Below are 12890 nucleotides of genomic sequence, written 5' to 3'. Positions count from 1 at the left end.
CCGAGTCGACCGTCGGCGTGTGCCTGCCGCGCGGTGTGGACGCGGTCGTGGCGATCCTGGCGGCGTGGAAGGCCGGGGCTGCGTTCCTGCCGATCGATCCTGCTTATCCGGTCGAGCGGATCTCGTTGATGCTGGCGGACAGCGGTGCGGTGCTGACGCTGACCGACGAGGAGGTCCTGGACGAACTGCCCGCGGGCCGTGCTCGGATGGTTGCGGTGGACTCCACCCTCATGGAGATGCAGCTGTCGATGCTGCCGGTGACGGCGCCTGAGGTGTCGGTGTCGGCGGAGGGTCTGGCGTATGTGATCTTCACGTCGGGGTCGACGGGTCGGCCGAAGGGTGTGGCGGTCACGCATGGCGGTCTGGCGAACTACGTGCGGTGGGCCGCTGGTGCGTATGAGACGGCGGGTGGTGCGCCGCTGCATTCGTCGCTGGCGTTCGACCTGACGGTGACCAGTGTCGTGGTGCCGCTCATCTCCGGCTCGCCGGTGGTGGTGAGCGGTGAGGGCGGCGTGGAGGGGCTGGCGGATCTGCTGCGGGATGGTGGCGGCGGGTTCGGTCTGGCGAAGGTGGTGCCCGCGCATCTGCCGCTGCTGTCGGAGACATTGACTGAGGGTCAGGTCAAGGACGCGGCGTCCACGTGGGTGGTCGGTGGTGAGGCGCTGCCCGGCTCGGTGGTGCGGGAGCTGTTGGAGAACGCGCCGGGGTCGGTGGTGGTGAACGAGTACGGTCCGACGGAGGCGACGGTCGGCTGTGCGGTGTTCGAGGTGCGGGCCGGGGACGAGGTCGGTGCGGTGGTGCCGATCGGCCGTCCGGTGGCGAACATGCGGCTGTATGTGCTGGATGCCGGGCTGCGTCCGGTCGCGCCGGGTGTGGCGGGTGAGCTGTACCTTTCCGGTGCGCAGTTGGCGCGTGGGTACGTGAAGCGGCCGGGGCTGACGGCGGAACGGTTCGTGGCGAACCCCTTCGAGCCGGGTGCGCGGATGTACCGCTCGGGTGACATCGCCCGTTGGCGTGCTGATGGCCGGCTGGAGTTCCTGGGGCGTGCGGACGAGCAGGTGAAGGTCCGCGGCTTCCGGATCGAGCCCGGCGAGGTCGAAGCCGTCGTCGCCGGTCACCCGCAGGTCGCGCAGGCCGCCGTCGTCGCTCGTGAGGACGTACCCGGCGATGTCCGTCTGGTGGCGTACGTCGTCGCCGACGACCCTGACGAGGAACTGGACGCCCTGCCCGGCCAGGTGCGTACGTTCGCGGCGGACCGTCTGCCCGAGTACATGGTTCCGTCGGCGGTGGTCGTCCTGGAGGAGCTGCCGCTCACCAACAACGGGAAGCTGGACCGCAAGGCCCTGCCCGCGCCCGAGCTGTCGGGTGGCGCCGGGTCCGGGCGGGCACCGGCGAACGAGCGCGAGCGGGTGCTGTGCGAGGCGTTCGCCGAGGTGCTGCGCGTGCCCGAGGTCGGTGTCGACGACGACTTCTTCGCCCTCGGCGGCCACTCCCTGCTCGCGGTCCGCCTGACCAACCGGATCAGGACCCTGCTGAACGTCGAGGTGGAGATCGCGGTGCTGTTCGACGCCCCGACTCCGGCCGAGCTCGCCGCCCGACTGGCGGAGCAGACGGCGCCGGCACCGACCAGGCCGGCCCTGCGGCCGAGGCGCAACCAGGAGGAGTCCTGATGATTCCGTTGTCATTCGCGCAGCGGCGGCTGTGGTTCATCTCCCAGCTGGAGGGGCCGAGCGCCACGTACAACGTGCCGCTGATCCTCCCGCTCGGCGGGGGGACGGACCGGGCGGCGCTGAACACCGCCCTGCGGGACGTCATCGGCCGGCACGAAATCCTGCGGACCGTGTTCACGACCGTGGACGGCGAGCCGTACCAGAGCGTGCTGAAGCTCGACGACCTGGCCTGGGAGCTGTCGGTCGAGGAGGTGCCCCGGGCGGAGCTCGACGCCGCGGTCGCGGCAGCCGAGGGGTACACCTTCGACCTGGCGGCCGAAGTGCCGGTCCGCGCCTGGCTCCTGGCCGTATCGCCTCAGGAGCAGGTGCTGGTCGTGGTGTTCCACCACATCGCCAGCGACGGCTGGTCGACGGGCCCCTTCACCCGCGACCTCATGACGGCGTACCAGGCCCGCAGCGAGGGTCGGGCGCCCGAATGGGAGCCCCTGCCGGTCCAGTACGCGGACTACGCGATCTGGCAGCGTGAGCTGCTGGGTGAGGCGGACGACACGAACAGCCTGCTGCACCGGCAGATGAGCTACTGGCGCGACGCGCTGGCGGGCCTCCCGGAGGAGCTCGCGCTGCCGGTCGACCACCCGCGCCCCGCGGCGGCCTCGTACGGGGGCCACCGGGTGCGGCTGGAGATCTCCGCGCGGACGCACGCCCGGCTGCTGGAGCTGGCGCAGGCCGAGGGCGCCACGCTGTTCATGGTGCTGCAGGCGGCCCTGGCCGTCCTGCTGAGCCGCCTCGGCGGGGGGACGGACATCCCGGTCGGGACGGACGTCGCGGGCCGGACCGACGAGGCGTTGGACGATCTGGTCGGCTTCTTCGTGAACACGCTCGTGCTGCGTACGGACCTCACCGGTGACCCGACGTTCCGCGAGGCGCTGCGGCGGGTGCGGGCGACCAGCCTCGCCGCGTTCGGTCACCAGGACCTGCCGTTCGAGCGGCTGGTCGAGGAGCTCGCCCCTGCCCGGTCGCTGTCCCGGCACCCGCTGTTCCAGGTGATGCTGACCCTGCAGAACGCCGCGCGGACGATGCTGGACGAGGAGCGCGTCGAGGTGTCCTCGGCGGCCCCCGCCGACGCGGCGGCGGCCAAGTTCGACCTGGAGCTGTCGTTCACCGAGGTGCTGGGGCGCAACGGCGCACCGTCCGGGATCCGGGGCTCGGTGACGGCCGCCTCCGATCTGTTCGAGGCGAAGACGGTCCTGCTGTTCGCCGACTGTCTGGCGGGCGTGCTGGACACGCTGACGACTAACCCGGAGCTGCCGCTGAGCGCTGTGCGGATCGTGGACGGTGCGGGCGACCCGGCGGTCTTCCCGAGCCGCCCTTCCACCGGCACCGCTCTCCGGACGTCTGGGGCGGCCTCCGACCGCAGGCTGGTGGCGTACGTGGTGCCCGCGCCGGGCGCGGAGGTGGACCCGGCGGAGCTGCGCGCGTTCGTGCGGGAGCAGTTGCCGGAGTCGATGGTGCCGGCCGCCGTGGTGCTGCTCGACGAACTGCCGCTGACGGCGAACGGCAAGGTCGACACCAACCGGCTGCCGGCGCCGCCGCAGTACCCGGCGGGCACCGGGCGGGCCCCGGCGAACGCACGCGAGGAGCTGCTCTGCGCCGTCTTCGGCGAGGTTCTGGAGCTGGAGCGGGTCGGCGCGGACGACGACTTCTTCGCCCTCGGCGGCCACTCCCTGCTGGCGATCCGGCTGGTCGAGCGGCTGCGCGCGCAGGGTGTGGCGGTGCCGGTGCGGGCGCTCTTCGAGACGCCGACCCCGGCCGGGCTGGCGCTCGCGGCGGGCACCACGCGGGCCGCGGTGCCAAAGAACCCGATTCCCGCCGGCGCGACCACGATCACCCCGGAGATGCTGCCGCTGGTCGACCTCACACCCGAGCAGATCGAGCGAGTCGTCGCGAGCGTGGACGGCGGCGCGGCCAACGTCGCGGACATCTACCCGCTCGGTCCGCTGCAGGAGGGCCTGCTCTTCCACCACCTGCTGGCCGACGGCGGCGACGACGCCTATGTCCTGCCGGCGGTGCTGGAGTTCGACTCGCCGGCCAGGTTCGACGCGTTCGTGCAAGCGCTCCAGAGCGTCCTCGACCGGCATGACATCTTCCGGACCTCCCTCGTCTGGGAGGGACTGCCCGAGCCCGTCCAGGTCGTGTGGCGCCACGCGCCGATGCAGGTCGTCGACGTCACCCTCGACCCGCACGGTGAGGACCTGGCCACCGACCTGATCGCGGCCGTGGGCCTGTCCATGGACCTGGGCCGGGCCCCCCTGATCACGGTGCACCGGGCCGCCGTGCCGGGTACGGACCGCCGGCTGGCGCTGATCCGCATCCACCACCTGGTGCAGGACCACACGGCACTGGAGCTGCTGCTCTCCGAGGTGGGTGCCTTCCTCACCGGCCGGGCCGCCGATCTGCCCGAGCCGATGCCCTTCCGGGACTTCGTGGCGCGCTCCCGCGACGAGGCCGAACTGGCCGCACACGAGCGGTACTTCGCCGAGCTGCTGGGCGACCTGGACGAGACCACCGCGCCGTTCGGTGTCACCGAGGTGCACGGCGACGGCACGTCGGTGACCCGCCGGGTGGTGCCCTTCACGCCCGCGTCCGAGCGCCGGCTGCGCGAGGTCGCCCGCAGGCTGCGGGTGAGCGCGGCGACCGTCCTGCACGTGGCCTGGGCCCGGGCGGTCGGAGCGATGTCCGGCCGGGACGACGTGGTCTTCGGGACCGTGCTGTTCGGCCGGATGACGGGCGACGCCGGGGCCGGCCAGGTGCCCGGCCCGTTCATCAACACGCTTCCGGTACGCGTCCGTACGGCCGACACCGGGGTCCTGACGGCGGTGTCGCAGATGCGCTCCCAGCTGGCCCGGCTGATGGAGCACGAGCACGCCTCGCTCTCGACCGCCCAGCAGGCCGCCGGACTTACGGGTGAGACGCCGCTGTTCACGGCCTTCCTCAACTACCGCCACAACCCCGGCCGGAGCGAGGAGCAGCCGGCCGAGGAGCCGGCGGCCGACGGACGGTCGGCCGAGGAACAGCAGGACGGCCAGGGCATCCGCCTGCTGTACGCGCGCGAGCGCACCAACTACCCGCTCGGGGTCGCCGTGGACGACGACGGCGACGGCCTCGCGCTGACCGTCGACGCGGTCGAGGCGATCGACGCGGAGGCGGTCGGCGTGCTGGTGCGCACCGCCACCGAGCAGCTGGTGTCGGCGCTGGAGACGGCGCTGGACGGCGGTCCGGAGGTCGCGCTGGGCGCGGTCGAGGTGCTGGACGCGGCTGAGCGTCGTCGGGTGCTGGGGGAGTGGAACGACACGGCGGCGGAGGCTACGGCGGCCACGTTGCCGGCGTTGTTCGAAGCGCAGGTGGCGCTCACGCCCGATGCGGTGGCGGTGGTGTCCGAGGGTGTGGAGGTGTCGTACGCGGAGCTGGACGCGCGGGCGAACCGGCTGGGGCAGCTGCTGGCCGCGCGTGGTGTCGGTCCGGAGTCCGTGGTCGGCGTGGTCATGGAGCGCGGTGCCGACCTGGTGGTCGCGCTGCTGGCGGTGGCGAAGGCCGGTGCGGCGTACCTGCCGGTGGATCCGGAGTACCCGGCTGAGCGGATCGCCTTCGTCCTCTCGGATGCGGGTGTGCCACTGGTGGTTTCGCAGTCGGCGGTTGCGGGCGTGGTGCCGGCGGAGGTGCCGGTGCTCGTCGTCGACGAGCCGTCCGTGGTGCGGGACCTGGCCGAGGCCGCGGAGGTGCGCCCGGGCGTGGCGGTGGCGCCGGGGAACACGGCGTACGTCATCTACACCTCGGGTTCCACGGGTCGTCCCAAGGGCGTCATGGTCTCGCACGGCGCGCTGGTCAATCACTTGTTCGGTGTGGGGCAGCGGGTGGAGCTGGGAGCGGAGGACCGGCTGCTGGCGGTGACCACGGTGTCCTTCGACATCGCGGCTCTGGAGCTGTTCCTGCCTCTGGTCCGCGGGGCGTCGGTGGTTCTCGCGGCGCAGGCCGTGGTGCGCGATCCGGCCGCGCTGATGGGGCTGGCGGTCTCGTCGGGTGCGACGGCGTTGCAGGCGGTGCCGTCTCTGTGGCGAGCCCTGCTCGACGTGGGTGACTGGCCGGCCGGTGTCCGGGCGCTGGTCGGCGGTGAGGCGCTGCCGCAGGAACTGGCGCAGCGGTTCGTGGGGCTGGGGATCGCCGCGGTGAACCTGTACGGGCCGACCGAGGCGACCGTCTGGGCCACTTCGGCCGAGGTGACGGGCGGCGCGGTCGTGGTGGGCCGGCCGTTCGCCAACACCCGGGCGTATGTGCTGGACCGGTCGCTGCGCCCGGCGCCGGTCGGTGTGGCGGGCGAACTGTATCTGGCGGGCGCGCAGTTGGCGCGCGGCTACACGGGCCGTCCGGGCCTGACGGCGGAGCGCTTCGTGGCCTCGCCGTTCACGGCCGGACAGCGGTTGTACCGGACCGGTGACCTGGCTCGCTGGAACGCGGAGGGAGAGCTGGAGTGCCTGGGCCGGGTCGACGACCAGGTGAAGGTGCGCGGCTTCCGGATCGAGCTGGGCGAGGTGGAGGCCGTCCTGGAACGCCAGGAGGGCGTTGCCCGGGCGGTGGCGGCGGTGCGCCGTGACATGTCCGGTGACGCGCTGCTGGCCGCCTACCTGGTTGCGCAGACCGGCCCGGCGGAGCTGGATGTCGTGGAGGTCAGGGCGCAGCTCGGCCGGGAGCTGCCCGGCTACATGGTGCCCTCCGCGTTCGTCGTCCTCGAGGAGCTGCCGCTGACCGCGAACGGCAAGGTCGACCGCAAGGCCCTGCCCGCCCCCGACCTCGCCCCCGGCTCCGGCCGTGGCCCCGCCACCGTCCGCGAGGAGATCCTCTGCGCCGCCTTCGCGCAGGTGCTCGGCCTGGACGGCGTCGGCGTCGACGACGACTTCTTCGCCCTCGGCGGTCACTCCCTGCTCGCCGTCAGACTGATCAGCCTCCTGCAGGCGCAGGGCGTGGCGGTGTCGGTGCGGGCGCTGTTCGACAGCCCGACCCCGGCCGGCCTGGCCCGCTCGGGCGGCGCACGGCAGGTGGAGGTGCCCGAGAACCTCATCCCGGCGGACGCGACCGCGATCACGCCGGAGATGCTCACCCTGGCCCACCTCACCGAAGAGGAGATCGACCGCGTCGTCGCGACCGTCGAGGGCGGCGCCGCGAACATCGCGGACATCTACCCGCTCGCCCCGATCCAGGACGGCCTGCTCTACCACCATCTGCTCGCCGACGGCGGCGACGACGTCTACGTCCAGCCGAATGTCCTGGAGTTCGGCTCACGCGAGCTGCTCGACCGCTTCGCCGAGGCACTCCAGCAGGTCCTGGACCGGCACGACATCCTGCGCACCGGCATCGTCTGGGACGGCCTGCGTGAGCCCGTACAGGTAGTGTGGCGCAAGGCCGTACTCCCGGTGCGCGAGGTGCCGCTGGACCCGAGGGCCGGCGACCCGGTGGCCGAGCTGACCGAGGCGGTCGGACGGGTCATGGACCTGTCCCGGGCACCTCTGGTCGAGCTGCACACGGCCGCCGGACCGGACGGCCGCTGGCTCGGCCTGGTGCGAGTGCACCACATGGTGCAGGACCACACCGCGCTGTCCGTGCTGCTGGACGAGATCCACGCCTTCCTCACCGGCCGCGCCGACGAACTGCCGGAGCCGCTGCCGTTCCGCGACTTCGTGGCGCAGGTCCGCGGCGTCCCGCGCGCGGAGCACGAACGCTTCTTCGCCGAGCTGCTGGGTGACGTCACCGAACCGACCGCTCCGTACGGCCTGACGGACGTGCGCGGCGTCGGCGCCGAGGCCGAACGCGCCTCCCAAGCGCTGGCTCCCGAGCTGGAGGCGCGGCTGCGCACGGTGTCACGCCGGCTGGGTGCCAGCGTGGCGACGCTGATGCATGTCGCCTGGGCCCGGGTGATCGGCGCGGTCAGCGGCCGGGACGACGTCGTGTTCGGCACGGTGCTGTTCGGCCGGATGAACGCCGGAGCCGGCGCCGAACGTGTCCCGGGCCCCTTCATCAACACGCTCCCGGTACGGGTGCGCACGGACGAACTCGGAGTCCTGGACGCGGTGTCCGCGATGCGCGGCCAGCTGGCGCAGCTCCTCGAACACGAGAACGCGCCGCTCACCGTGGCCCAGCAGGCCAGCGGACTCACCGGCGGCGCACCGCTCTTCACCTCCTTCCTCAACTACCGCCACGCCGCCGACCAGTCGGACGACCAGGCGGCGGCAGCACAGCAACCCTCCGAGAGCGAGACGGGCGGGATCCGCACCCTGCTCTCCCGGGACGCCACCAACTACCCGCTCGCCCTGGCCGTCGACGACAACGGACGGGCCATCCGCACGGCGGTGGACGCCGTCGCGCCCGTCGACCCGATGGCGGTCGTCGGGCTGGTGGGCAGGGCCGTCGAGGGCCTGGTGTCGGCGTTGGAGGTGGCGCTGGAGGGTGGTCCGGAGGTCGCGCTGGGTGCGGTTGAGGTGCTGGACGCGGTGGAGCGTCGTCGGGTGTTGGTGGAGTGGAACGACACGGCGGTGGAGGTCGAAGGGGGCACGCTTCCGGGGTTGTTCGAGGCGCAGGTGGCGCTCACGCCTGATGCGGTGGCGGTGGTGTTCGAGGGTGTGGAGGTGTCGTACGCGGAGCTGGACGCGCGGGCGAACCGCTTGGCGCGTCTGCTGGCCGGCCGGGGTGTCGGCCCGGAGTCGGTGGTGGGGGTGTGTCTGGAGCGCGGGGTCGAGTTGGTGGTGGCGCTGCTGGCGGTGGTGAAGGCGGGTGCGGCGTATCTGCCGCTGGATCCGGGCTACCCGGCGGAGCGGATTGCCGTGGTGCTGGAGGATGCCGTGCCGGCTGCGGTGGTGACCACCGGCGGGCTTGCGGAGGTGCTTCCGGCGGGTGTGGCAGGGGTGCTGGTGGAGGATCCGGCCCTGGCGGATCTCGACGGTGGCGCGCTGGGTGTGGTGATAGAGCCGCAGGATGCCGCGTATGTGATCTTCACGTCGGGTTCGACGGGGCGTCCGAAGGGCGTTGTGGTGGCGCACGAGGGCATCGTGAACCGGCTGGCGTGGATGCAGTCCCGCTACGAACTCGGTGCTGAGGACCGGGTGGTGCAGAAGACGCCGTTCGGGTTCGACGTGTCGGTGTGGGAGTTCTTCTGGCCGCTGCTGGAGGGTGCGTGCCTGGTGGTGGCGCGTGCGGGCGGGCACCGGGATCCGGAGTACCTGGCCTCGCTGATCGCCGGGCAGGGGGTGACGACGGCGCACTTCGTGCCGTCGATGCTGGAGGCGTTCCTTGCCGAGCCGTCCGCGGCGGGTTGCGGTGCGGTGCTGCGCCGGGTGGTGTGCTCGGGTGAGGCGTTGCCGTTGCACACGCAGCAGCGGTTCTTCGAGGTGTTCGGCGGGGTGGAGCTGCACAATCTGTACGGGCCGACCGAGGCCTCGGTCGATGTCACCGCCTGGCAGTGCGAGCGCGAGCAGACCATGGGTGTGGTGCCGATCGGCGCGCCGATCGCCAACACCCGGGTGTACGTCCTGGATGCCGGGCTGAGCCCGGTTCCGGTGGGTGCGGGCGGTGAGCTCTATCTGGCGGGTGTGCAGTTGGCGCGTGGTTACGCGGGCCGTGCTGCCCTGACGGGGGAGCGGTTCGTTGCGAACCCGTTCGAGCCGGGCGCGCGGATGTATCGCACCGGTGACATCGCCCGTTGGCGGGCGGATGGCCAACTGGAGTACCTGGGCCGGGCCGATGAGCAGGTCAAGATACGCGGCTTCCGGATCGAACCGGGAGAGGTGCAGGCCGTGATCGCCGGGCATCCGCTGGTGGCGCAGGCCGCGGTGATCGCTCGCGAGGATGTGCCGGGTGAGCTGCGTCTGGTGGCCTACGTCGTCCCGGACTCCGAGACCACGGCTGAACTACCCGAGGTGGTACGGGAGTTCGTCACGGGTCGGCTGCCGGAGCACATGGTGCCCTCGGCTGTCGTCGTCCTGGACGAGCTGCCGCTGTCGGTGAACGGCAAGCTCGACCGCAAGGCTCTGCCCGCCCCCGCGTACACCACCGGCACTGGCCGGGCTCCGGCCAATGAGCGGGAGGAGATCCTCTGCGCCGCCTTCGCGCAGGTGCTCGGTCTGGAGAGTGTCGGCGTCGACGACAACTTCTTCGACCTCGGCGGGCACTCCCTCCTCGCCGTTCGACTCACCAGCCAGATCCGGGCGGTGCTGGGCGTCGAGGTGCCGTTGAAGGCGCTTGTGGAGGCGCCGACGGTGGCCGGACTGGCACAACAGCTCGGACATGAGAAATCAGCTAGGCCGGCGTTGCGGCCGATGCGCAGCCAGGAGGAGTTCTGATGGTTCCGTTGTCTTTCGCGCAGCGCCGGTTGTGGTTCCTTTCGCAGCTTGAGGGCCCGAGCGCCACCTACAACATCCCGATCGTCAGGCGCCTGCCGGGACGGATCGACGCCGATGCACTCCACATGGCCCTGCGGGACGTCATCGGACGCCACGAGGTGCTGCGCACCGTCTACCCGACGGTCGACGGTGAGCCGTACCAGCGCATTCTGAAGATGGAGGAACTGGACTGGGAACCGGTGGTGGCCGATCTGCCGCCCGCCGAACTCGACTCCCGGATTTCGGAGTTGGAGTCCCATCCGTTCGACCTGGCCGACGAGGTGCCGATCCGTGCCACGCTGCTGCGGACCGGCCCGGAGGAGGCGGTGCTGGTCGTGGTGGTCCACCACATCGCGAGCGACGGCTGGTCGACGGGGCCGCTGCTGCGCGATGTGACGCAGGCCTACCTCGCCCGCAGCGAGGGCCGGGTGCCCGAGTGGGAGCCGCTGCCCGTCCAGTACGCCGACTACACCCTCTGGCAGCGTGAGCTGCTGGGCGACCAGGAGGACCCGGAGAGCCTGCTGGCCCGTCAGCTCGCCTACTGGCGCGACAAACTCGCCGGTGCTCCCGAGGAGCTCGACCTGCCGTTCGACCACGCCCGCACGGCGGTTGCCTCGCACCGCGGCCACGGCGTGCCGCTGGAGATCCCGGCCGCGGTCCACGCCCGGCTCGCCGAGGTGGCTCGCGCCGAGGACGCCACGGTCTTCATGGTCCTGCAGTCCGCGCTGGCGGTCATGCTGTCCCGCCTGGGCGCGGGCACCGACATACCGATCGCCACAGCCGTCGCCGGGCGAACCGACGTCGCGCTGGACGACATGGTCGGCTTCTTCGTCAACACCCTGGTCCTGCGCACGGACCTCACCGGCGACCCGGCCTTCCGCGAGGTGCTCGCCCAGGCGCGGCAGACCGGGTGGGACGCCCTCGCGCACCAGGACGTGCCGTTCGAGAAGCTCGTCGAGGAGCTCGCACCTGCCCGCTCCCTGGCCCGGCACCCGCTGGTCCAGGTCATGCTGACCGTCCACAACAACGAGCGGATCGTGCTGGAGCGCTCGGGCGCCGAGTCCGACGGTCGGACGGCGGCGGACGCCGCGGTCGACGTGCGCGCGGCCAAGTTCGACCTCGAACTCGACTTCGTCGAGCTCTTCGATCAGAACGGCGCTCCGGCGGGCCTGCGCGGCTCGCTGACCGCCTCGGTGGACCTCTTCGAGCGCGACGCCGCCGCGCGGCTCGCGACCCGGTTCCGACAGGCGCTGGAACTGCTGGTCGCCGAGCCGGAGACCCGGGTGAGCGGCCTGGAGGTGCTGGACGCGGACGAGCGTCGGCGTGTCCTGGTGGAGTGGAACGACACGGCGGTGGAGGTCGAGCCGTCGACGCTTCCGGGGTTGTTCGAGGCGCAGGTGGCGCTCACGCCTGATGCGGTGGCGGTGGTGTTCGAGGGCGAGGAGGTGTCGTACGCGGAGCTGGATGCGCGGGCGAACCGGTTGGCGCGTCTGCTGGCCGGCCGGGGTGTCGGCCCGGGTTCTGTGGTGGGGGTGTGCCTGGAGCGCGGGGTTGAGCTGGTGGTGGCGCTGCTGGCGGTGGTGAAGGCCGGTGCGGCGTATCTGCCAATGGATCCGGAGTATCCGGCGGAGCGGCTCGGCTATGTGGTGGAGACGGCGGGCGTGTCTGTGGTGGTGACCACCGGCGGGCATGCGGAGGTGCTTCCGGCGGGTGTGGCGGGGGTGCTGGTGGAGGATCCGGCCCTGGCGGATCTCGACGGTGGCGCGCTGGGTGTGGTGATAGAGCCGCAGGATGCCGCGTATGTGATCTTCACGTCGGGTTCGACGGGGCGTCCGAAGGGCGTTGTGGTGGCGCACGAGGGCATCGTGAACCGGCTGGCGTGGATGCAGTCCCGCTACGAACTCGGTTTTGAGGACCGGGTGGTGCAGAAGACGCCGTTCGGGTTCGACGTGTCGGTGTGGGAGTTCTTCTGGCCGCTCTCGGTGGGCGCGGCCCTGGTGGTGGCGCGTGCGGGTGGGCACCGGGATCCGGAGTACCTGGCGTCGCTGATCTCCGGGCAGGGGGTGACGACGGCGCACTTCGTGCCGTCGATGCTGGAGGCGTTCCTTGCCGAGCCGTCTGCGGCGCGGTGTGTGAGCCTGCGCCGGGTGGTGTGCTCGGGTGAGGCGCTGTCGCCGGTGGTGGCAGATCGCTTCTTCGAGGTGTTCGACGGGGTGGAGCTGCACAATCTGTACGGGCCGACCGAGGCCTCGGTCGATGTCACGGCGTGGCGTTGTGAGCGGGGCAGTGGAAGCGGTGTCGTGCCGATCGGTGGGCCGGTGGCCAACACCCGTCTGTATGTGCTGGACGAGTACTTGCAGCCGGTCGCTCCCGGTGCGGCGGGCGAGTTGTATCTCGCCGGCGTGCAGCTCGCGCGCGGGTATGTGAGTCGTCCGGGGCTGACGGCCGAGCGGTTCGTGGCGAATCCCTTCGAGCCGGGCCGGCGGATGTATCGCACGGGTGACGTGGCCCGTTGGACCGCTGATGGTGTGGTGGAGTATCTCGGCCGTGCGGACGAGCAGGTGAAGATCCGCGGCTTCCGTATCGAGCCGGGGGAGATCCAGGCTGTCGTTGCCGCGCATGCGCGGGTCGCGCAGGCGGCTGTCGTCGCGCGTGAGGATGTGCCGGGTGACAAGCGTCTGGTGGCGTATGTCGTTGCGGAAGGCGGCAACGCTTCCGAACTGCCCGAAGATGTACGGCAGTTCGTGTCGTCTCGGCTGCCGGAGTACATGGTGCCGTCGGCTGTCGTCGTCCTGGA

The 12890-nt window shown here is 71.7% G+C and carries 3 protein-coding genes (1 of these 3 running past the window's edge); all 3 read left to right on the top strand.

Annotation, left to right across the window (positions count from 1 at the left end):
• Positions 1-1670: the final stretch of a non-ribosomal peptide synthase/polyketide synthase gene (locus ACFYWX_RS35545; protein WP_389428966.1), read on the top strand. The gene continues 16300 nt to the left of window position 1, outside the view; only the last 1670 of its 17970 coding nucleotides appear in the window; its start codon lies off the left edge, out of view; it ends in the stop codon at positions 1668-1670.
• A complete protein-coding gene (locus ACFYWX_RS35540; protein ID WP_389428965.1) occupies positions 1670-10054 on the top strand; it encodes an amino acid adenylation domain-containing protein in 8385 nt (2794 codons plus the stop codon). The genes ACFYWX_RS35545 and ACFYWX_RS35540 overlap by 1 nt, the downstream gene beginning before the upstream one ends.
• On the top strand, positions 10054-12890 hold a 2837-nt coding region (locus ACFYWX_RS35535), incomplete at its 3' end, for an amino acid adenylation domain-containing protein (RefSeq protein WP_389428964.1). The genes ACFYWX_RS35540 and ACFYWX_RS35535, both read left to right, overlap by 1 nt.

The organism is Streptomyces sp. NPDC002888 (genome assembly GCF_042888465.1).
In the GTDB taxonomy this organism is placed as follows: domain Bacteria; phylum Actinomycetota; class Actinomycetes; order Streptomycetales; family Streptomycetaceae; genus Streptomyces.
This window is presented reverse-complemented; position numbering and strand designations above follow the sequence as displayed.